The organism is Deinococcus alpinitundrae, from assembly GCF_009982895.1.
In the GTDB taxonomy this organism is placed as follows: Bacteria; Deinococcota; Deinococci; order Deinococcales; family Deinococcaceae; genus Deinococcus; species Deinococcus alpinitundrae.
Map to the genome: position 1 here is coordinate 1 of NZ_WXZL01000005.1, position 20,878 is coordinate 20,878.

The window sequence follows — 20,878 nt, forward strand, 5'->3', positions numbered from 1 at the left end:
TTAGCGCTGCACCGATTTTTCGCGGGAGTAGCTCAGCTGGTAGAGCACTACCTTGCCAAGGTAGATGTCGCGCGTTCGAATCGCGTCTCCCGCTCCAAACCAAAAACGCCCCAACTGTCAAAGGTTGGGGCGTTGCTTATTGCCGTTTCGGCTTCTGGCCGTGGCGGACAGACGTGTGCCGAAGTAGAGTGGGCCCTATGTCCCCGGAGCTTCAGCTTGTTGAGGGTGATTTGCTGACCCAGCCAGTGGAGGTCATCGTCAACTCGTGGAACCGTAACCTCATTCCCTGGTGGCTACTGCTGCCGCAAGGGGTGTCCGGGGAGATCAAGCGCCAAGCAGGATTTCAGCCGTTTTGGGAAGTCTCCCGTGCTGGTTCAATGCCACTCGGAACGGCGGTCTTGACCTCGGCAGGCCGTTTGCCTTACCGGGGGATCATTCACGTCGCAGGCATCAACTTGTTGTGGCGGGCGTCAGAAAAATCGGTACGGCAGTCGGTGTGCAGCGCTCTGGCCCTGGTGGAGCAACATCGTTTTCGTTCTCTGGCCTTTCCTCTGATCGGTGCTGGCACGGGTGGATTGAGGCCGGAGCGGGTCGAGTGCTGGATGCTGGACGAATTCAGCCGTTCTGTCTTTTCCGGCGTTGTTTTGCTGGTGCGCTACGACCAGTCACTTTCCTGAGCCGTGAGAGAATGACCCAATGTTCGAATTTGAAATTCAAAGTCGTGATGGCCTCGCCCGGACGGCCACATTTGCCACACCGCACGGGACCGTCCAGACGCCGATGTTCATGCCGGTGGGCACCCAGGGCAGTGTCAAGGGAATCAGCGCCCAGGAATTGACCGAGATCAAGTCGCAGATGATTCTGGGCAACACCTATCACCTGATGCTGCGCCCCGGCGCCGAGATGGTGGCGGCCCACGGCGGTCTGCCGGGATTCACAGGCTACCCCGGCCCCTTCCTGACCGATTCCGGCGGGTTCCAGGTGATGAGCCTGGGCCATATGCGCAAAATTTCCGAACACGGCGTGGTCTTCAAAAGCCACCTTGACGGCTCACTCGTCGAGCTGACGCCGGAGCGCAGCGTGGAGGTGCAGCAGGGCCTTGGCGCAGATGTGATCATGGCCTTCGACGAGTGCCCACCGTTTCCCGCCGAGGTGCCGTACATCCGTTCCAGCCTGGAGCGGACGGTGCGCTGGCTGGAGCGCTGCCTGAAAGCCAAGACCAGGGACGACCAGGCGCTGTTTGCCATCGTGCAGGGCGGAATTCATCCTGACTTGCGCCAGCAGAGCCTTGACGCCACCGTGCCGTTTCAGACACCGGGATTCGCCATCGGCGGGCTGGCGGTGGGGGAGAGCAAGGACGAGATGTTTCCGGCTGTAGCGTACACGGCACGCGGTCTGCCCGAGAACAAGCCGCGCTACCTGATGGGTGTGGGCCACCCGGAAGATCTGGTGGCGGGGATCGCGCTGGGGGTGGATATGTTCGACTGCGTATACCCCACGCGCACGGGGCGCTTCGGCTACGCCCTGACCGACGACGGACGGCTCAACATGAACAGCGCTGCGCCCAGGCAGCAGCTCACTCCGATTGACCCGGACTGCGACTGCTACGCCTGCACCCACCACACCCGCGCCTATTTGGCCCATTTGGTCAAGGCCGAGGAGATGCTGGCTCCCCGACTCTTGTCACTGCACAACCTGCGCTACCTGCACCGGCTGGTCGAGCGGGCTAGGGCCGCGATTCAGGCGGGTGAATACCAGGCATGGGCCAGTCAGTGGGGTGAGCGCTACTTCAGGACTCAGGCGACGGCCCAGGCGTGGGCCGGTCCGCTTCCAGGGTGGTTTGCCCGTGCGGTGCGTGGGGAGGATTGAGCGTCCCGTCAGCTCGGGTTGTCGGCACTCCGCCGTGCCACTGACTCAGCACCGTGGCGACCACCACCAGCGCGCCGCCGGACAGGCCCCGCAGGCCTACCCGTTCTCCAATCAGAAAGAAGCTGAAGACGCTGGCGGTGACGGGTTCCAGGGCATAGATGATGCTGGCCTCGGCGGCACTGACCCAGCGCTGGCCCACGGTTTGCAGCAGGGTGGTGACGGTGGTGGCGACGATGCCCAGGTAAAGCAGGCCGGACCACTGTGCGTTGGGCGGCCACAGCGCCGCGCCCGAGAGCAGTGCCCACAGCCAGGCCAGCGCCGTGACACTGGCGAGTTGCAGCAGGGTAAACGGCAGCGCGGCATGCTGGCTGGCCGTACGCTCCAGGGTCAGGATAAAGCCTGCGTAGCTGACGGCGCAGCCCAGCGCCCAGGCGTCGCCGCCGACCAGCGCCCCGCCTTCCCAGGAGAGCAGCCCCAGCCCCACCACCGCCAGCGCCGCCGCTGCCCACAGGGACACGCTGAGCGGACGCCGGGCCACCAGCGCTTGCCACAGCGGCACCAGCACCACGCTCAGCGCCGTGATGAAGGCGGCCCGGTTAGCCGAGGTGGTTTGCAGGGCGATGGTCTGGGTGCCGTAGCCGACGATCAGCCACGCGCCCACCAGCAGGCCGTCTTTCCACAGTGAGCGGGGCCTGGGGGAATGCAGCAGGCCCGAATCTGAACGCTGGGCCTCGCTGGCCTGCGGTTGCGGTCCGTGCTGCCTCCACAACAGCAGGAGCGGCAGGGTCGCCAGCGTGCCGATCAGGAAGCGCCAGGCGATCAGCACCTGCGGCTCCAATGTTTCGGTCAGGGTCTTGACGACAGCGAAGGTGCTGCCCCAGATGGCAGTCACCAGGATCAGCAGCAAGATTCCGAGGGTATGACGCGGCATTCTGCCGAGTCTAGCGGGCTGTGAATCCAACCGCCCAGCTGCGGCCCGGGTTCACTGCGTTTCTTAAGGTCTGATCGGCTGGGCATCATGTGGGTCATCTGGGAGTTTCTAGACTGGAAAGAGTTTTGATGGAGGTTTTTCATGAACAGAACCACATTCACCATGGCCGCGCTGGTGTCGCTGGCGCTGCTGACGGCCCAGAATGCCGCTGCCCAGACGACAGAGACCCCGACCACCCCCCAGACCGCCGCCCCGACGAGTGCGGCACAGTATGCCCAGCAGGCCACCGATCTGGCGGCCCAGGCCCGCTCAACTCTGCCGAAAGCCGACTGGAACGTGGACCGCACGCCCTGGAAACAGGCCGCCGCCGCCGCCGACCAAGCCGTGAACGCTGAGCCGAACAACCCCGATTACCTGCTGCTGCGTGCCACCATCTACACCGACGTGGGCTTCTGGAAGCAGGCCGAGCGTTCCTGGGACGCTTACTTGGCGCTGAAGCCCGATGACAACGCGGCGCGTGGTAAGGCCGCCACCGTGCAGTACAACATCGGTTACGCCGCCTACGTGCGCGGCGATCTGGTCAGCGCGCCGCTGTTTTTTCAGAAGTGCAGCCAGTTGCAGCCGGACAACGTGGCCTGCGTCATCTGGAATGCTCGCGTGGCGCTGGAGGGCGGCAACTACAACGACGCCACCCGGCTCTATCAGCAGGCGGCCCAGCTCGCGCCGAGCGACAAGACCGTGCCGTACTTCCTGCAAATCTCGCAGAACGCGGGCAAGTACGGCCCCGCCGCCACCACCGCCTTCAGCCGCGCCTACCAGGCAATCGACAAGGGTGATAAGGCTGGGGCGCTGAAGCTCTATCAGCAAGCCACCGCTGCCGCCCCAAACTTTCTCGAAGCCTGGCGTGAGCAGGGCCGCCTGGGTCTGGAACTCGGCGATCTGCCTGCCGCCACCGCTGCCTACACCGCCGCGACCCAGTTGCCGGGCGTGAGCGCCGCCGACCGCTACAACCTCGGCGTGGTGCAGGAAGCCCAGGGCGTGGGCCTGAGTGCCGTGCAGGCGTTCCGGGCGGCCTACACCAAGTATGCGGCGGGCGACAAGGCCGGAGCCGAGACCGGCTTCATTCAGGCCACCCAGCTTAGCCCCAGGTATGCCAAAGCTTGGGCCTGGGCGGGCCGGGTCGCCTACGAGAACAAGGATTACCCGGCGGCGGCCTCGGCCTACGGGCAGGCAGTGGTTCTCGACCCAAACGACAAGTCCAGTGCCTACTATCTGAAGCTGGCGCAGCAAGGCAAATAAGCCCAAGCGCGCAAAAGAGAAGCACTGAGAACGAGCGAGCGGCGGGCCACCCTGTGAAGAGGGGTCCGCCGCTCACTGTGAGGTGTAGATTTATGTCGCGGCGGCGAGAACGGTGTATCTCTTCCCAGTAGGTCCGTCCCCGCACTTCAGCCTCTCGCGCCCAGCGCTCCGGATCGTGGGCTTCCCCCAGAAATTCCGAGCGGGCACGGTCGTCGTCCTCGCTAGGGAGCCAGGCCCGCACGTAGGTACGCCACTCGCCCAGCACCTGCCAGCCGATGGCACGGAGTTTTCTGGGCACGCTGGGCACATCCAGCTCCGGTCCTACGTAGAGGAAGCGGGCTTCCGGCGCGGCCACTTCCGGCAGATGGTCGATGACGCTGGTCGGTCCCCGGCACGACACCAGCAGGTCGTAAGGACCGCGCAGCATCAGCGAGAGTTCGCTCTTGCCGTCCCAGACGGCGAAGGCCGCTTGCGGGACGTTTTGACGCGCCAACCGGATGAATTCTTCCTCGCGGTCGTAGCCGGTCCAGGCCGCCGCGTAGATGCCGAAGCGGGCCGCGTCCCTGGCGTCAGCGCACCCCGCTTCCAGCACCCACATGCCGCCCGCCAGCAGGTTCGAGAGCAGCGCGTCATAGATTAGCTCCGGGTCGGGGCCGTTGATGTGGCGTTTCCACGGGTGGCTGTAGGTTCCCAGTTCGCGGGCCAGTTTGGCATACCACTCACGGGACTGGGGCTTCATCACACTTTGAAGTCTAACAGTTCAATTCTCACAGTCCGGTGGGTCAGTTCAGCGGGAGATTCAGAAGCTTATCCTCTTCACCGTGCCCGCCGCCTGATGCACGGCCCAGGACTGATCGCAGGCATTGAGTACCTGGCCGCTGCGCCGCACCTCGCGGATCAGGGCTAGGTCGAGGTCACAGCACAGCCAGCCGGGCGTGCCGAGGGTTCCCTGCGCCACCACACCGCTGGCCGGAAAACCGTTGTCGGGCGGCGCGTAGATGGCGGGCGCGCCCACCGCCGTCTCGATGGCATAGCTCCACGGTGCGTCGGCCAGGCACGGCGCGTGAACGGTGTAGATCTGGTTTTCCAGGGCGCGGGCCATGCTGCCCACTCTCACCCGCTGGTAGCCGTGCAGGCTGCCGGTGAAGCTGGGCACCAGCAGCACGTCGCAGCCCGCTGCCGCCTGGGCGCGGGCGAAATCGGGAAACTCGGCGTCGTAACAGATGTTGACGCCGAGCGTGCCGCAGGCCGTTTCGAAGACCTTGAGGCCCTCGCCGCTCTCGATCAACCACTCCTCGGCCTCGAAACGGGTCATGACCAGCTTGTCCTGAAAGTGGCGCTCGCCGCCGGGGCCAAAAAAATAAGCGCGGTTGACGTATCTCCCCGCCGCTGCCTCGACGATCAAGCTGGCGGCCAGCAGATACACGCCGTGATGCGTTGAGAGCCGGGCGTGCAGCTCCAGAACAGCAGGCAGAAAGACCTGTAATGCGCTGCGCTGGGCCTGCACGTCGTCCCACAGGGCAGCAGGCAGCAGGCCGACGAGTTCCAGGCTGGCATACTCGGGCAGCACCAGCACTTGAGCGCCGCTGGCCGCGCCCACCGCCACGAAGTCGCTCAGCGCGGCCTCGTAGTCGTCCCAGTGGGTGTGCTGGCGGCACAGGTAAGCGGCGGCGGCCACGCGCAGGGCGGTCATCTGCCGAGTCTATAGGTTTTGCAGTCGGCCTAGCTCTTTGTTCGGCGGCTTCAGTAGCGGATGTTCTGTTGCAAGGTCGAGGCCAGGTTCAAAGTGGCCGCACAGCCCACCGCACCGTCGTTGAAGGTAACGTTCATGCTGAGCGTGGCAGTGTTGGGCGTGTCCGTGCCGTTCTTGGTGACGATGGCCTTGAAGTCGCTCCACTTGGCCTTGAGCAGCATCTTGGTGCTGGTCACCGAGTACCCGCTGTCGATTTTGGTCAGGGTCAGGGGAACATTGGGGCTGGATGTCACCGTCTGGGTGCCGTGAGCAGCGTCACTGACAGTTAGGCTCAGGGTGTTGACGGTCATGCTGAGAGAGGAGGCTGCCGGAGCGCAGGCCAGCGTCACGTTGCTGATCACGACAGGAATGTCGAGTCCTGAGGGATTTTGCAGGGCCGAGGGCAGGCTGGCCGGATCGAAGTCCCCGAACGGCAGGGCTGGACTGGTGAACGGCACGGTGTAGAGGGCCTGGGCGCTGAGCTGCTGCGCTGCGTCTCCAAGACTCAGCGGCGTGGCTCCGCTGGCGCTCATGGTGCCGGTAAGCTTGAGGCTGGCCAGGGGATTAACGTTGACCGCCGGGTTGTCTGCAGTCTTCTGGATAACGCCACTGCATCCTGCCAGGGCAAGCGTTCCGGCCAATATTAACCCGATTTGAATTTCCTTTATAATTTCTTCGTATAACTCTCATCTAGAGTAGAAGTGCAGCATAAAAAAAGGATATTAAAAATTCGTCGAAGAGAAACCGAGCTTGGTTCAGTTATGGAACCTACCCCTTTCACAGGCTGACAGATCTGCTCCTCTCAACGGTCCAGCGGCGCACTGAGCCGCAGAATTTCCTCACCGACCTGGGCCGTTAGCGCCTTGATGCTGCCTTTCGGCTCGATGACGGGGCCGAAGCGCACTAGCCAGCGTTTACCATCGCGCCGCAGGCCCACCGGCAATACCGGGGCGCGTCCGCGCAGGGCGATCAGGGCCACGCCGCCCTGCATCTGGCCGCCGCCGCGTGTGCCCTCGGGAAACAGGCCCAGGCTGCCGTGTTCCCTCAGAATCCGCAGGGCGGTGCGAATAGCCGCCACGTCGTTGCCGCTGCGGTCGATGGGAAAACTGCCGCCCGCCTTGATAATGTCGCCGATGATGGGCTTAAACAGCTCTTTCTTGGACATGAACTGCACATGGTGGCCTGGCATGACCTTGGCGATGATGAACGGATCGAGCGCCGAGACGTGCGCCCCGGCGACCACCAGCTTGGAGCCGGGCGGCGGAATGTGCTCGTGCCCCAGGGTGTGAATGTACTCGCCGCGCAGCAGCCGGGGCAGGTTCATGGCCGTGACGACCAGCTGGTACACCAGCGGGTTGACCGGCGGGGCGTGAAGCTCTTCGGCGTGTCCAGGCGCAGCGGAGCTGGCCGCAACAGAGCTGGGCTGCGGTTCGGGCTGGGGCGCGGTCATGGCTTCAGGATACAGCGGGGCTGGGCGGCGGTTCGGCACGCCGTTGTCTCCCGGCCACTCCAGCTCAGTCCAGTTCCAGCACTGCCCGGGCGGCTCGCTCATCGACCACCAGTGTTTTGGCCAGGCCGCCCCGGAGGGCCGCGTGCAGGGCGCGGGCCTTGCCGACGCCCGCCACCACGCAGATCGCCTGCTTGGCGGCCTGGACTCTGGCCAGATCGGGACCGCTGGCGCGTTCGTTGAGCGGAATGCCCCCGAAGCTGCCGTCGGCGCGGTAGAACACGGTGGCCAGGTCGCCCACCACGCCTTGCTCGCCTAATTCGGCCTGCTCCTGCGTACTCAGGTAACCCGCCGTGTAGACGTGACTGGGAGCATCGGCCTGGGCACTGCCCAGCGAGTAGAGCAGCACCTCGGCCCGGTCTTGCAATCCCAGCACGTGCCGGACGCTGCGCTCCTGCCACATCAGGTGCTTGGTCTGGGGATTGTCGAAGAAGGTCGGCACTGGAAAGAGCTGCGCCCGGCCTCCGTAGGCGCGGGCAAAACGCAGCAGCGTGTCGGTGACGAACCCGCTGACAAAATCGTGGGCATTGGCTGAGCCGTTGAGCTGCACGAAGGTCAGCTCGGGAATGGCGCGCGGCTTGAGGGCGCGGCTGACAGCGTCGAGGGTATTGCCCCAGGCCAGGCCCACTGTCTGGCCTGGCTGGAGCGTGTTTCCAAGCAGGTTGGCGCTGTAGGCCGCCACCCGCTCCAGACTCAGCGCCTCGCTGCTGCCGGGCGGCACATCGACCACGTGCGGTGCGAGGCCGGGAAAGCGTGCTCGGAGTGCAGCTTCCAGAACCTGTGGATGCTCGGCAGGATCATGAATACGGATCTCGACCAGGCCGCTGCGCCGCGCCAGGGTCAGTAGCCGCGAGACACGCGGGCGCGAAACGCCGAGTTCGGCGGCGATCTCGCCGGTGGTCAGGCCCTGATAAAAATACAGCCGTGCCACCTGCACTGCTTGGGCGGCCTGATCAGGAGAAGTGGCGGGGTTGCGGCTCATCGCCGCTCAGCATAGCGAGGCGGCGCGGGAGCACAGGCGGACGGCAGAGTTGCACAGGTGTTCAGAATAGTATTGACATTTGTTCAAGCGGCTTCGAGACTAAACTGAACGCCAGCTCTCAGCGCTCCGGCAAGCGTTTCAAGGAGAACCGATGCCCGAAACATACATTCTCGCGCTCGATCAGGGCACCACGTCCAGCCGCGCCATTGTCTTCGACCGGGCGGGCAACATCAGGGCGCAGGCGCAAAAGGAATTTCGTCAGCTCTTTCCCGAGCCGGGCCAGGTCGAGCACGACGCCCTGGAACTCTGGAGCACCCAGATCGGCGTGGCGCAGGAAGTCATCTCGCGGGCGGGGCTGCGCTCCAGCGACATTGCCGCCATCGGCATCACCAACCAGCGCGAGACGGTGGTGCTCTGGGACCGGGCCAGCGGCCAGCCGATTCACAACGCCATCGTTTGGCAGGACCGCCGCACGGCGGGCGAGTGTGACCGGCTGCGAGCAGCGGGCCATGAGGCGCTGATCGAGCAAAAAACCGGACTGAGGCTCGACGCCTACTTTTCCGGCACCAAGCTGCGGTGGCTACTCGACCACGTGCCCGGCGCAAGAGAGAAGGCCGAGCGCGGCGAACTGGCCTTCGGCACTGTCGATTCGTGGCTGGTCTATAACCTCACCGGCGGCGAGTTGCACCTCACCGACGCCTCCAACGCCTCGCGCACCCTGCTCTACAACATCCACACCGGTGGGTGGGATGACGAACTGCTGGCCCTTTTTGACGTGCCGCGCGCCGTGCTGCCGCAGGTGCGGGCGTCCAGCGAAATTTACGGCGAGACCGCCGAGGGGCTGCTCGGCAGCCGCATCAGGATCGCCGGAATCGCCGGGGACCAGATGGCCGCCACCTTCGGGCAGGCCTGCCTGGAGCGCGGCATGGCCAAGAACACCTACGGCACCGGCTGCTTTTTGCTGATGAACACGGCAGACGCGGCGGTGCCCAGCCGGAACCGGCTGCTGACGACGGTAGCCTGGCAGTTCGGCGCAGGAGAACAGGCCCGGCGGACCTACGCCCTGGAAGGCTCGGTGTTCGTGGCGGGCGCAGTGGTGCAGTGGCTGCGCGACGGCCTGGGCATCATCCGCAGCAGCGGTGAAGTGGAGGCGCTGGCCCGCAGCGTACCGGACAGCGGCGGGGTGTATCTGGTGCCCGCCTTCGTGGGACTGGGTGCACCGTACTGGGACCCCTACGCCCGCGCTGCCCTGCTGGGCATGACGCGCGGCACCACCGGAGCGCACATCGCCCGCGCCGCGCTGGAAGCGGTGGCCTTTCAGAGTGCCGAGCTGCTGCTGGCCATGCAGAAAGACAGCGGCGTCACGGTGAGTGAGCTGCGGGTCGACGGCGGCGGCAGCACCAACGACCTGATGATGCAGTTTCAGGCCGACTTGCTGGGTGTGCCGGTGGTGCGCCCCCGCATCACTGAAACCACCGCGCTGGGCGCTGCTTATCTGGCGGGCCTGGCGGTGGGCTACTGGCACAGCGAGGCGGAAATCGCCGCCCAGTGGCAGGAAGGCCAGCGCTTTGAGCCGCAGATGACGGGGAAGGCACGGGACGCGCGCATGAACCGCTGGAAGAAGGCCGTGGAGCGCTCCCGCGACTGGGCCGAGGACGACAACTGAGCACACCGCCCGGTCTGCTGACACTCTGTAAGCCAAACCATTGAACGTCTGTTCCGAATGTGGGAACATTTGTTCAAAGCTTATCGTTCTTTCCCTTCCTCGTTGTTCCAAAGGATGTTTTCATGACCTCACCCACTACCAACCGCCGGGCTCAACTTCTTCAGGCCGCTACTCAGGACACCCTCTGGGACGTACTGGTGATCGGCGGCGGCGCTTCTGGCCTCGGCGCGGCGCTGGAGGCGGCCACGCGCGGCTACCGCACCCTGCTCCTCGAAGCCCACGACTACGCCAAGGGCACGTCGAGCCGCAGCACCAAGCTGGTGCACGGCGGGGTGCGCTATCTGGCCCAGGGCAACGTGTCGCTGGTGCGCGAGGCACTGCACGAGCGTGGCCTCCTCAAGAAGAATGCCCCGCACCTCGTTCACGACCTGGGTTTTCTGATCGCCTCGTACACCTGGTGGTCCAAGCCCTTTTACGGCATCGGGCTGAAGATGTACGACGCGCTGGCGGGCAAGCTCAACCTCAAGTCCAGCCGCCTGATCGGGCGCAAGGAGGCGCTGACCCTCGCGCCCACCCTCAAGCAAGACCGCCTCAGCGGCGGCGTGCTGTACTTCGACGGCCAGTTCGACGACTCGCGCCTGGCGATTACCCTGCTGCGTACCTTCGAGGACTACGGCGGCGTGGCGCTCAACGCGGCCCCGGTGGTGGGCCTGAGCAAAGCGGGCGGCAAGGTGTCCGGCGCGACCTTCAAGGACTCGGAGACGGGCCGCGAGTACGCGGTGCGGGCCAGAACCGTCATCAATGCGACGGGCGTGTTCGTGGACAGCCTGCGCCAGATGGACGACGCTGGGGCCAAGCCGATGCTCTCGCCGAGTCAGGGTGTGCATGTGGTTGTTGACCGCCGATTTTTGCCAGGCAACAGCGCCCTGATGGTGCCGCGCACCGACGACGGGCGGGTGCTGTTCGCCGTGCCCTGGCACGACCACGTGGTCATCGGCACCACCGACACCGCCGTGCCGGAGGTCAGCTTAGAGCCGCGCGCGTTGCCCGAAGAGATTGAGTTTATCCTTCAGACGGCGGCGCAGTACCTCGACCCGGCCCCTACCCGCGCCGACGTGCGCAGCGTGTACGTGGGCCTGCGCCCGCTGGTCAAGGCCGCCGAGGGCAGCGATACCAAGGCGCTCTCGCGCGACCATGTCATCCGCATCTCGGAATCGGGCCTGCTGACCCTGACCGGCGGCAAGTGGACCACCTACCGCCGGATGGGCGAGGACGCCGTGAACCGCGCCGCCGATCTGGCGGGGCTGCCGCCTCGCCTGAGCCTGACGCCGGGCCTACCGCTGCACGGCTGGAGCCAGGCCGATGTTGCAGACCACTGGAAGGTTTACGGCACCGACGCCGCCAGCATTCAGGCGCTGGACGGTGGGAAGACCCTGCTGCACCCGGAGCTGCCCTACAGCGAGGCCGAGGTGCGCTGGGCCGCCCGTATGGAGCAGGCACGCACTGTCGAGGACGTGCTCGCGCGCCGGTTGCGGGCGCTGCTGCTGAATGCCAGGGCCAGCCGCGAGGCCGCGCCGCGCACCGCCGCCCTGCTGGCCGAGGAGCTGGGCCACGACGCCGCCTGGCAAGCCGAGCAGGTGCGGGTGTATCAGGAGCTGGCGGCAGGCTACATGCTGCCGGGCTGAAGCAGGTTACGAAGTGGGGGCTGGGGCGGGTGCTTTGGCTCCCGATTTATTGATCTCACGTGCGTAGCCCAGGCCAAAACATGCAGGCATAAAAAATCCGCCTCGCGGGCGGCTTGCGGTCATTCGACTGATAGGAAAAGTATAGCGTGGTATACAACCGAAGTCAAGAGCCATGCACCGGGTGCGTGGCTCGACCTCCGAACGCTCATAGACTGTGACGGTACGCACGGCAAGGCAGGGCAGGCGCACACCTCAATGGACATTCAGACGGTCCTGGCCCGCTGGATGACCGTTCCTCTCACGTCAGCGCCCGGCCCACAGCCCGGCACCGATCAGCCCAGCGTCCACGCCCAGTTCGGCGTGGACAATGTGCGGTTGGTAACGCAACGGAAACAGGGCCAGGCTTTCGCGGACCCGCGCCAGATAACCTTGCCGTAGCCCGACACTGCCGCCCAGCGCCACCTTGGTGACGCCCAGCAGTGCGGCAGTGTCGGCCACCTTCCAGGCGATCAGCGAGGCGGAGCGGCGGTACATAGCGTCGGCGGCGGCGTCTCCGGCCTCGGCAGCGTCGGCCAGGGCGCGGGCATCGGGCAGATTCAGGGTCTGGGCTTGCCCGCCCAGCGCCGTGCCACTGGTTTCGAATTCCAGTGGCCCCAGTGCGCCCAGCGGCGGCACTGCCTGGCCTGCAGTCCACTGGGCAGGCACGCTGACAAAGCCCAGTTCGGCGTCCAATCCGTTGGCCGCCAGGTGGAGCTGGCGGTTCAGCACCAGCCCCGCGCCGACCCCCGTGCTGACCGTGACGAACATGAACTCGCTGCTGCCCCGCCCCGCGCCCGCCGCGTACTCGCCCCAGGCAGCAGCGCGGGCGTCGTTGAGCGCCGAGCAGGGCAACGAGAGGCCCACCGAGAGCCGCTCGGCCAGGGCGATATCGGTCCATCCGGGAAAAGTGTGCGCCGCCGTCGCGGTGACGCGGCCCGAGGCCACCGCGCCCGCGCATGCCACCCCCACGACGGCGGCAGCCGGGGCCAGCGGCATGGCCAGTTCGAGCGCGGCGGCGATCACGGCGTCGGGCGTGCTGGGCTTGGGCGTGCGGGCCTCCACACGCCGGGTCAGGTGACCCTCTTGCAACAGGGCCGCCCGCATGGACGTGCCACCGATGTCCAGGGCGAGCAGGGGCAATGAAGTGGAAAGTGAGGACATGGCTGTATTACAGCATCTGCGGGCCGCCGGGCAGCGCTCTCATCCAGAACAGGGAGCAATAAAAAATCCGCCTCTACTGGGCGGCTGTGGTTTGACTGATAGGAAAAGGATAGCCCGATATGCAGCCGAAGTCAAGAACCATGCAGCGAGTATGGGCAGCGGTACCGCTTCCGGCACTAGAACGCTTCTTTTCAGGTTGTCTGGGCCAGCTTCGGTTTCTTGCTTCACCCAAGCCGCCCCGACCTATTCGTGGACTCGGTTCAAACGAGCGTCTGACGCGCTAGGCTGTGCGGCAACGTTCAAGGATTGATCTGGAGGAAATGGATATGCGTGTTCTGCGCGGGCTCGGCATTGTTTTGCTGCTGCTGTTTGTGGTCGTGGCGGCAGTACTGATTTACCTCAACACTGTGACCAATCCGAAGCGGACGGGTGAACTCGACTTGCCAGGGCTGTCGGGGCCGGTGACCGTCACCCGCGACCGCTGGGGTGTGCCGCACATCGTGGCCGAGAAGTCCGACGCCGACGCGGTGGAGGCGCTGGGCTTCGTCCACGGCCAGGACCGGCTGTGGCAGATGGAGTTTCAGCGCCGGGTGGCCCAGGGCCGCCTGAGCGAGGTGCTGGGCAAGGCTGCTCTCGATCAGGACAAGTTCCTGCGGACCTGGGGCTTCGGGCGCGCTGCCGTGAGCATTCTCCCGGCCCTCTCGCCGCGCAGCCGCGAGCTGATCCGCGCCTACACGCGGGGCGTCAACGCCGCCATCGCCCAGAACCGCCTGCCGCTGGAGTTCCGCATTCTGGGCTTCAAGCCTGAACCCTGGACGGATGTGGACAGCGTGTCGTGGAGCAAGCTGCTGGCCTACGACCTCGGCGGCAACTGGGACGACGAGTTGCTGGGCGCGCAGGTGGCGCAGAAACTCGGCCCGAACGCGCTGGGCGAGGTCATGCCGCCGTATCCCAAAGGTGCGCCGACCATTCTCAGCGCGGGCGAGTTGCCCAGCGGGGCGCAGCGTCCAGCAGCATCCGGCAGCGCCCGGCTGCCCGCCGTGACCCTCCGGCGGCTTCAGGCACAGCTGGCGGCGGCCCGCTCGCTCGGCTTCGTCAATGTGCCGGGCAAGGGCAGCAACGACTGGGTGATCGGCGGTCAACGCACCGTCAGCCGCAAGCCGATTCTGGCCGACGACCCGCACCTGGCCCTCAGCGCTCCGATGCTGTGGTATCTGGCCGATCTCAAGGGGCCGACCCTGCACTCCATCGGGGCCACCTTACCGGGACTGCCCGCCGTGGTGATCGGCCGCAACGACCGTCTGGCCTGGGGCGTCACCAATGTCAACCCCGACGTGCAGGACCTCTACATCGAACCCGCCGACGCCAAGCTGACGACCCGCACCGAAATCATCAAGGTGAAGGGCCAGCCGGACGTGAACCTGACGGTGGCCGAGAGCGCCCACGGCCCAGTCATTTCCGGCGTCAGCGGCGATGCGGCGGCGGTCGGCCCGCGTGTGGCCCTCCGGTGGACGGCGCTGGCGCCCGGCGACACCACCCTGGACGCCTTCCTGGGCCTGAACTACGCCCACAACTGGACCGATTTCACCAGCGCCCTCAAGTTTTACGTGGCCCCCAGCCAGAACTTCGTCTACGCTGATCTGGACGGCAACACCGGCTACTACGCGCCCGGTAAGGTGCCGATCCGCCAGGGCAAAGGCTGGGACGGCAGCTTGCCGGTTCAGGATGACGGCCAGCACGAGTGGACCGGCTTCATTCCCTTTGACGCTTTGCCGCACACCTACAACCCCGTAGACGGCCTGATCGTCACCGCCAACAACAAGGTCGTGCCGGACAGCTACCCCTACTTCCTCGGCAACGACCGCAACTGGGCCGAGCCGTACCGCGCCGAGCGCATCACGCAGTTGCTGACGGCCAAGGCCAAATTGACCGTCGACGACGTGAAGGCGACCCAGCTTGACACCGTCAGTCTGGTGTGGCGTGATCTCAAGCCGTATCTGCTGGCGGCCAGGCCCGACGGCGACCTCAGCACCAGGGCGCTCGATGTGCTCAAGAACTGGGACGGCAACGAGCGGGCCGACACGGTGCCGCCGCTGATCTTCGAGGCCTGGCTGATGCAGCTTCAGATGCTGGCGCAGGACGAACTCGGCAACACCGGCCACGTCAACAGCCTCGCGGTGCTCAATGCCCTCAAGTCCGGCAGCCAGCTGTGCGCGGTCAACGCTCAGGGCGACTGCGCGGCGTGGCTGACCCGCAGCCTCAAGGCCGCCGTGACCGACCTCAGCGCCCGCCTCGGTGCCGACCCGGCCCAGTGGGTCTACGGCAAGCTGCACCAGGTCGCCAACGACCACCAGGCCTTCGGCGGCGTGAAGGCCATCGGCTGGCTGTTCAACCGCCATGCACCGACCTCCGGCGGCACCGACACGGTGGACGTCGCCCGGCCCGATCCCGGCAGCTACCTTCAGACGCACGCGCCGAGCTACCGCCAGATCGTGGACTTCTCCGACCTCAACAAGAGTTTGTTCGTGGGCACGCTGGGGCAGGGCGGCAACCCCATCGGGCCGCACTACGCCGACCAGCTGCGAATGTGGAAGGAGGGCGACTACATCCCCATGAGCAGCGACTCTGCGGACTGGGGCCGGACACGGGTGCTGGAATTGACGCCGCCCTGACGGACCGCCCCCTGCAACACTTCTGAGCGACTTCTCAGTGGTGGTGCTTATACTCGGCGCTATGACTGCCCAGAATACTGCTGAACCACGCTATGCCCAGCTCGTGCAGGCGGCGGCGGCCCACCTGAAGTCGCACCCCGGCCCCATCGTGATCCTGGCGCACGTGGACCCCGACGGTGACGCGCTGGGCAGTTGCCTGGGCCTCCAGCGGGCGCTGCGGACCCTTGGCAAAGACGTCCAGCTTTACATGCAGGTGCCACGCTACCTGACGTTCCTGCCGCAGGAGGGCGAGGTGCTGCCGCGCCTGGATGTCTGGCCCGAGGGTGCGCTCGCCGCCGTGCTGGACGTGGACAACACCGATCTGGCGCGGGTGGCGGGGGCTGACCTCACGGCGTTTGCCGGGCCGGTCGTCAACATCGACCACCACGGCACCAACCGCCGCGAGGCCGCCGTCAGCCTGGTCGATCCCTCGCAGGCGGCGGCGGCCATGATGATCAAGGACGTGGTGGACGCCCTGGGCGTGGCCTGGACCGGCGAGATCGCCACGCCGCTGCTGCTCGGCACCAGCACCGATACCGGCTCCTTCCGCTTTTCCAACACCACTCCGCAGGTGCTCAGAACCGCCGCCGATCTGGTCGAGCACGGCGCGAACCTGGGCTGGATCAACGACCAGATGGCCCGCAACCCGCCGCGCTACTATGCCCTGCTGCGCGAGGTGCTCGACCAGATGGCCTTCTCCCCGGACGGTCTGATCGTCTCCTCACAGGTGAATGAGGCCGCGCTGGCGCGTACCGGCTCAGCCTGGGAAGATGTGGAGGCGTATGTCAACACCATCCGCAACGCCGACGGCGCGGAACTGGCGGTGATGTTCAAGGACTACGGCGAGCGGGTCAAGGTATCGCTGCGCTCACGCGGCCGGGTCAGTGCCCAGAACATCGCGGTGGCGCTGGGGGGCGGCGGGCACGTGGCGGCGGCAGGAGCCTCGGTGGACGCGCCCTATGCTGAGACGGTGCAGCGCTTCGAGGCCGCGGCGGACGCCGAGTTGCGGCGGGCGGGCCTGCGCTGAGCGGAAAAGGGCGCTGGCTGGCGGCACTCGGTCTGGTGGGCCTGGCCTGGCTGGTGGCCGAGACCCACTGGCTGCGGGTCGTGCGGTTGAAGGTGCCGGTGGCGGGTCGGGGCCGCGCCGTGCGGGTGGTGCAGCTCAGTGACCTGCATGGCCGCACCCGTTTTCTGAACGGGCGTATTTCGACCCAGGTCAACGCCCTGAAGCCGGACGTGGTGTGCGTCACGGGTGATCTGGTCAGCCACCAGAGCGATTTGCCGCGCGTGCTGGCCGAACTGCGGCGGCTGGAGTGTCCCCGCATCTACTTCGTGCCGGGCAACTGGGAGCGCGAGACGCTGGCGCAGGGCCGCAAACGCCTGATGACTCTGGCGGAAACGGACGCGCTGCTGCGGCGGGTATCCAGGGTGGCGCGGGTGTTGCTCAACGCGGGCGAGGTGCTTGACATCGGCGGCCTGCGGCTGCTGATCTACGGCTTTGACAACAGCTTGGAGGGGCTGGACGCTTACCATCCGCCCATCCAGTCCGCCGACGCCCGGTTGCTGCTGGCGCACTCGCCGCTGATCATCCAGCGGCTGAGGTCAGAAGCGCTGCCCTACGACCTGCTGCTGACCGGCGATACCCACGGCGGCCAGATTCGCGTGCTGGGCCGCACCCGCCCGGATGTGCAGCGCTGGCACGTCGGAGCCGAGCGTCAGGTTAGGGGCGGCGTCTTCTACATCTCGCGTGGCCTGGGCACCACCCATCTGCCGCTGCGGCTGGGCAGCCCGCCGGAACTCCTATGCGCCGATCTGGTTCCGTCCGGGCCGGGCTAATCCCAGTCCCACTTGCGCCAGTCGGCAGGCTTGGCCTGGCCCGTCTTGGTGCGGCCCGCTTTCTTCGCCTCCACCTCGTCGGGGTCGGGAAACCAGGGATAAACAACGGCCAGCGCCGTGTCCAGCCGCCGCATCAGGTCGGCGCGCAGGTCTTTTTCCTCCGACTCGGTCAGCGGTCTGGGGTTGCTGGCCTTCGGGGGCTTACCAGACTTCGGCGCTCTGGGTGTGACTTCCGGCGACTCGGCAGCAAAGCCCCGTCGGATCTGGTCCAGAACCTGCTCCACGCCGTTCAGGTAGGGGTCACGGGCCTTCTTGATTGCGCCCTTGCGGAGTAATTCAGGCACGATCTGAGGGCGGTAGGCTTCGGCAGCGGCATTCAGTCGGGCGGCACGCCTAGCCTGGCGCTCGGCCCTGGCGGCTTCCAGGCGTTCGCGTGCCTGCATGGCGCGGTGCTGGGCCAGCAAAAAGCGCTCCTCGCGCTCGGCTTCCTCAACCCGGCTTTCCCGGTACAGCTTGACCGGCGGCAACCTCCGGCCACCCATCTTCAGGCCGTTGGGCCGGGTCTGGTCGTGCTGGCCCAGAAATTCAGCGATCAGGCGCGGGGTCCAGCCCCGGTCCTTGAGGTCCTGGGTGGCCACGAAGCCCGCTGGATTGAGAAACGCCCCCCGGTTCATCTCCTGCTGAGCTTAAACCTGCGCCGCGCCCGGCGACTTGAGCCGTTCTTAGGTAAGTGGCGTTTGAGCTTCACCGGAGCCGGTCCACTCGGAGCGCAGCAACTGCATCTGCACGCTGTCGTAGCGCTGGCCCTGCCACAGCCGCGCCTCCCGCACGCGGGCGCACTCGCGGTACTGGGCGCGCCCGGCGGCACGGATCATGCGCTGGTTGCCGCTCCAGGTCGTTAGGGTCAGCAGGTGCGCGCCGGTCTCCTCGAAGGTGAGCGCGCTCCAGCTCCTCAGCGCCCGTGTGCCCAGCCCGCCGCCCCAGTGCCGGGGGTCGTAGATCAGGATGCCCACTTCCCACCAGCCGCCGCTGCTCGGCGCTTCGGGACGGCGCGTCACCAGCCCGATTCCCTGATCGCCCTGCACGATCAAGCGCTCGTGGGGCGCTGCGCCGGGGCCGTCTGCATTCTGTGCTGCGTCGGTGGTGTCCGGAGCTGATGGCTCGCCCTTCATGAAAGGCGCGTCCCACTGCCGCCACTCGGCCTGCGGATCGGTGAGCCAGAAGGCCAGGTGCAGGGCGTCCCGGGCCGTCTGGGGGCGTAAGGTCAGCGCCGTGGGGTCGGTGAGGTCAGTCATCCGCGTCTAGCTTGCCACAGCCTGCTAGGCTGGTCAGTATGGCCGCGCGCCGACATTTTCTGTGGCAGCATCAGTCGGGCCGGATTCCTTCGTCAGGTCAGGGCCGTCCACTGGGCCTGGAGCACCTGCTGACCGGTCAGGACTGGGCCAGCAGCACCGTGATCGGTGTGGCCGGGGGCATGCCGTTTACCCTGCGCTACCGGCTGGAGGTCGGCGCGGACGGCTTTGTGCGGGCCGGGGTGCTGCGCGTCTCGGGGCAGGCGTCCCTTACGCTGAGCCGCACCTCGGTGAGCCGCTGGCAGGGCAACAACGGCGAGGAACTGCCCGACCTCAGCGGCTGCACCGACCTCGCTCTGAGCGTCTCGCCCTACACCAACACCCTGGCGCTGCGCCGCCTGAAGTTGCGCCCCGGTCAGTCCGGCGAGGTGCTGGCCGCCCTCATCGAGGTGCCGACCCTGACCCGGCGGGTGGTGCGGCAGCGCTACACCAGGCTAGGGCCGCACACCTACCGCTGCGAAAACCTCGGCGGCGGCGACAGCGCCGACCTGACGGTAGACGACGAGCTGTTCGTGCGCGAGTATCCGGGGCAGTTCACCCTGATTGATTAGCGCGGTTGTTCGTTGCGTTGCCTCAAAAAAGGCCCAATTCACGCCACTCTCTTGGGCAGCACCCGTATGGAGCGGGTCCTCCCGTGGAGACGTCGAATGCCTTGACGTGCCGAGCAGCGCCGGGCTTCAGAAGCCGCCGCCCAGCGCCTCGCCGTTGACAGTGCCCTTGCCGCCCTCGAAGGCCAGATCGCTCGTCAGGGCGGTGCCCTGGCGCTTGAGGTAGCCCGCGTCGATCAAGCTCTGGAGATTGGCCGCCGCGTCCGGCGAGAAGCTGCCCAGCAACGCACGCAGGGCTGGTTCGGCGGCGTTCAGGCGGACTTGCAGCTTGACCATGCCCAGGGCCGTCATTGGCACCGTGCTGAGCATCTGGGCGGTTTCAGCGCTCAGGTCCGCCGCGCCAGGCAGCTCGGCAGTGCCGCTGAGCACGATGTCGCCGCTCGGTTGGGTCAGGCTCAGGCGGTCAATCGAGAACACCGGCTGGGCCTTGAGGAGCGCGAGCGCGTCGCCCTGAAGGGCCTGCTCCTGGGCCTTGCTGAGCTCCGCCTTCTCGGGATCGCCTTGCAATTGCTGGCCGAGGGTGCTGAGCGTCTTGGTCATGCGGGCCAGCGGTTCGCGGCTGAGGTGGTTCATGCCCAGGTGAAGCTGCACGTTCCTGAAGTTCTGCGCGCCGCTACCGGGCATCGTCACATCGAGCTGGCCGATGTCGTACTGGAGGGTGCCGCCGTAGAAGCCGCCGACCAGCGTGCTCTTGCCGCTGACCTTGAGGTTATTCAGGTCGAACTTGCCCATGCCCGCGCCGGACGCGGCGCTGTAGGTCATGGACTTGAGCGTGAAGACCTGTTGGCCCAGCCCCAGCGGATCATCCGCCTGCTGCTTCTGGGTGCTGCCGCTCACGGCTAGGCCGCGCAGGGTCACCCGGTCCCCGTTCGTGGTGACGTCGAGTTCGGGCCAGGTGAGCTGGGTGGTGGCGTTCAGGACGCCGTTGTGGATCTCGCCAGTCAGTGCCTGCCAGCTCAGCGTGGTGCCGCTGTCGGTCATCTGTCCCCTGGGCACCTTGATGTGGGTCTCGGTGCTGCCGCTGAGGCCGACGACAGTGCGGATGGTCGGCTGCTGACCGCCGAGGGCCACCTCGAACTGCTTTTGCACGGCAGGATCGGCGAATTTCACCTCGGTGTCGATCAGTGCGTTGCCCACCGTCCTCAAGCCCGGCAGCGGCCCGTGCTGAATGTGGTTGACGACGATCAGGGCCACGTCGCCCGCGCCCTTGCCCAGCACCACGTTCATCGTCTGGGTGCTGCTCAGAAAGCCGCGCTGGTAGGTGCTGCTCTTGACGTGGGCGTAGCCGGTGGCCTCGACCTGGGCCTTCAAGGTCTGGGCCAGGTCCTGCTGGGTCTGCACCGTCTGACTGCCGGTGTAGGCGGTGGCCCCTGCCAGTGCGCCCACCACCAGTAAGACGCCGATACCGAGGGCGGGGAAGCGGGAACGTCGGCCAGTCTGGGGTCGGGTCATGAAGTGAATCTAACGCCTGGCTAAAGTCGGCGGCTAGCCACTTTATGA

General features: G+C 66.4%; 18 protein-coding genes and 1 tRNA gene. 10 read left to right on the forward strand and 9 right to left on the reverse strand.

The features are described 5' to 3' along the window. Nucleotides 1-21 precede the first annotated feature (21 nt). The 3 genes from GUI70_RS05805 (at nucleotide 22) to tgt (ending at nucleotide 1,869) form a co-directional block, all read left to right on the forward strand. Nucleotides 22-97 (forward strand) — tRNA-Gly (locus GUI70_RS05805). Nucleotides 98-230: 133 nt separating this feature from the next. After that, the gene (locus GUI70_RS05810) at nucleotides 231-677 is read left to right on the forward strand and encodes a macro domain-containing protein (RefSeq protein WP_237724726.1); all 447 of its coding nucleotides are present in this window, start codon (nucleotides 231-233) and stop codon (nucleotides 675-677) included. A gap of 19 nt (nucleotides 678-696) precedes the next feature. Beyond that, complete coding sequence (gene tgt, locus GUI70_RS05815) at nucleotides 697-1,869, forward strand: tRNA guanosine(34) transglycosylase Tgt (RefSeq protein ID WP_161881376.1); 1,173 nt, start codon at nucleotides 697-699, stop codon at nucleotides 1,867-1,869. On the opposite strand, the gene GUI70_RS05820 is transcribed toward tgt, so the two are convergent. Further along, nucleotides 1,790-2,800, reverse strand: coding sequence for a DMT family transporter (locus tag GUI70_RS05820; protein ID WP_161881377.1), 1,011 nt, complete (start codon nucleotides 2,798-2,800; stop codon nucleotides 1,790-1,792). The two genes, tgt and GUI70_RS05820, sit on opposite strands and share 80 nt — an antisense overlap. 141 nt (nucleotides 2,801-2,941) lie before the next feature. On the opposite strand from GUI70_RS05820, the gene GUI70_RS05825 reads away from it, so the two are divergent. Further along, nucleotides 2,942-4,099 (forward strand): tetratricopeptide repeat protein, encoded by a 1,158-nt coding sequence (locus GUI70_RS05825; protein WP_161881378.1) that lies wholly within the window; start codon nucleotides 2,942-2,944, stop codon nucleotides 4,097-4,099. 799 nt (nucleotides 4,100-4,898) lie between these two features. On the opposite strand, the gene GUI70_RS05835 is transcribed toward GUI70_RS05825, so the two are convergent. The 4 genes from GUI70_RS05835 to GUI70_RS05850 all read right to left on the reverse strand — a co-directional run bounded on the left by GUI70_RS05835 (nucleotide 4,899) and on the right by GUI70_RS05850 (nucleotide 8,320). Beyond that, the gene (locus GUI70_RS05835) at nucleotides 4,899-5,792 is read right to left on the reverse strand and encodes a carbon-nitrogen hydrolase family protein (protein WP_161881379.1); all 894 of its coding nucleotides are present in this window, start codon (nucleotides 5,790-5,792) and stop codon (nucleotides 4,899-4,901) included. Between the two features lie 50 nt (nucleotides 5,793-5,842). After that, on the reverse strand, nucleotides 5,843-6,364 hold the full coding sequence (locus tag GUI70_RS05840) for a hypothetical protein (RefSeq protein WP_161881380.1): 522 nt from the start codon (nucleotides 6,362-6,364) through the stop codon (nucleotides 5,843-5,845). A gap of 269 nt (nucleotides 6,365-6,633) precedes the next feature. Then, nucleotides 6,634-7,383, reverse strand: a complete 750-nt coding sequence (locus GUI70_RS05845) for a lysophospholipid acyltransferase family protein (RefSeq protein ID WP_306468267.1) — start codon at nucleotides 7,381-7,383, stop codon at nucleotides 6,634-6,636. Beyond that, nucleotides 7,346-8,320 carry a sugar-binding transcriptional regulator gene (locus tag GUI70_RS05850; protein ID WP_161881382.1) on the reverse strand — a complete coding sequence of 325 codons (975 nt, stop codon included), beginning with the start codon at nucleotides 8,318-8,320 and terminating at the stop codon, nucleotides 7,346-7,348. Before GUI70_RS05850 ends, GUI70_RS05845 begins: the two co-directional genes overlap by 38 nt. Nucleotides 8,321-8,471: 151 nt before the next feature. Between GUI70_RS05850 and glpK the strand changes: the two genes are divergently transcribed. Next, complete coding sequence (gene glpK / locus GUI70_RS05855; RefSeq protein ID WP_161881383.1) at nucleotides 8,472-9,986, forward strand: glycerol kinase GlpK; 1,515 nt, start codon at nucleotides 8,472-8,474, stop codon at nucleotides 9,984-9,986. A gap of 122 nt (nucleotides 9,987-10,108) precedes the next feature. Further along, nucleotides 10,109-11,671 carry a glycerol-3-phosphate dehydrogenase/oxidase gene (locus GUI70_RS05860; protein ID WP_161881384.1) on the forward strand — a complete coding sequence of 521 codons (1,563 nt, stop codon included), beginning with the start codon at nucleotides 10,109-10,111 and terminating at the stop codon, nucleotides 11,669-11,671. A 303-nt stretch (nucleotides 11,672-11,974) separates the two neighbouring features. Here the strand turns inward: GUI70_RS05860 and GUI70_RS05865 are convergent, their stop codons facing one another. After that, nucleotides 11,975-12,871: an ROK family protein gene (locus GUI70_RS05865; protein ID WP_161881385.1), complete on the reverse strand. Its 897-nt coding sequence runs from the start codon at nucleotides 12,869-12,871 to the stop codon at nucleotides 11,975-11,977. 320 nt (nucleotides 12,872-13,191) lie between these two features. Here GUI70_RS05865 and GUI70_RS05870 point away from each other — a divergent pair, with 320 nt between their 5' ends. From GUI70_RS05870 to GUI70_RS05880, 3 genes are all read left to right on the forward strand, one after another. Further along, nucleotides 13,192-15,543, forward strand: a complete 2,352-nt coding sequence (locus GUI70_RS05870) for a penicillin acylase family protein (RefSeq protein WP_237724727.1) — start codon at nucleotides 13,192-13,194, stop codon at nucleotides 15,541-15,543. Nucleotides 15,544-15,604: 61 nt separating this feature from the next. Further along, nucleotides 15,605-16,609: a DHH family phosphoesterase gene (locus GUI70_RS05875; protein WP_161881387.1), complete on the forward strand. Its 1,005-nt coding sequence runs from the start codon at nucleotides 15,605-15,607 to the stop codon at nucleotides 16,607-16,609. Nucleotides 16,610-16,644: 35 nt separating this feature from the next. Next, nucleotides 16,645-17,418, forward strand: coding sequence for a metallophosphoesterase (locus tag GUI70_RS05880; protein WP_161881388.1), 774 nt, complete (start codon nucleotides 16,645-16,647; stop codon nucleotides 17,416-17,418). On the opposite strand, the gene GUI70_RS05885 is transcribed toward GUI70_RS05880, so the two are convergent. Then, nucleotides 17,415-18,092: a hypothetical protein gene (locus GUI70_RS05885; RefSeq protein ID WP_161881389.1), complete on the reverse strand. Its 678-nt coding sequence runs from the start codon at nucleotides 18,090-18,092 to the stop codon at nucleotides 17,415-17,417. The genes GUI70_RS05880 and GUI70_RS05885 overlap by 4 nt on opposite strands. 48 nt (nucleotides 18,093-18,140) lie before the next feature. Further along, nucleotides 18,141-18,713 (reverse strand): GNAT family N-acetyltransferase, encoded by a 573-nt coding sequence (locus tag GUI70_RS05890; RefSeq protein ID WP_161881390.1) that lies wholly within the window; start codon nucleotides 18,711-18,713, stop codon nucleotides 18,141-18,143. A gap of 38 nt (nucleotides 18,714-18,751) precedes the next feature. On the opposite strand from GUI70_RS05890, the gene GUI70_RS05895 reads away from it, so the two are divergent. After that, on the forward strand, nucleotides 18,752-19,321 hold the full coding sequence (locus tag GUI70_RS05895) for a putative glycolipid-binding domain-containing protein (RefSeq protein WP_161881391.1): 570 nt from the start codon (nucleotides 18,752-18,754) through the stop codon (nucleotides 19,319-19,321). 126 nt (nucleotides 19,322-19,447) lie between these two features. On the opposite strand, the gene GUI70_RS05900 is transcribed toward GUI70_RS05895, so the two are convergent. Then, on the reverse strand, nucleotides 19,448-20,830 hold the full coding sequence (locus GUI70_RS05900) for a YdgA family protein (RefSeq protein WP_161881392.1): 1,383 nt from the start codon (nucleotides 20,828-20,830) through the stop codon (nucleotides 19,448-19,450). Between the last annotated feature and the right edge of the window lie 48 nt (nucleotides 20,831-20,878).